Origin of the sequence: Pseudoalteromonas sp. P1-25 (assembly GCF_001401805.1) — a bacterium.
Lineage (GTDB): Bacteria > Pseudomonadota > Gammaproteobacteria > Enterobacterales > Alteromonadaceae > Pseudoalteromonas.
On sequence record NZ_LKDW01000151.1, the window covers coordinates 1 to 212 of the forward strand.

General features: G+C 52.4%; 1 protein-coding gene. It reads right to left on the reverse strand.

Annotation, left to right across the window (positions count from 1 at the left end):
- On the reverse strand, nt 1-212 hold a 212-nt coding region (locus AN393_RS20370), incomplete at both ends, for a hypothetical protein (protein WP_161804187.1).

Below are 212 nucleotides of genomic sequence, written 5' to 3' on the forward strand. Positions count from 1 at the left end.
TCGCTTACCGTGCCACGCACGACCATGGCGGCGCTTTCACCGTTACCATTAATCACGCCATCGGCGGTTTTATCAATGCTGGTTGTAATAACTGCGGTGTTATCAAGTTCTACGCTATCTTGCGCTGAAATCGGGTTGCCTGCCACATCGGATACGCTGGCTGTGGCAGTGAGTGTGCCATCGTTTAGTGCGCTTGCATCAATCGGATCAGT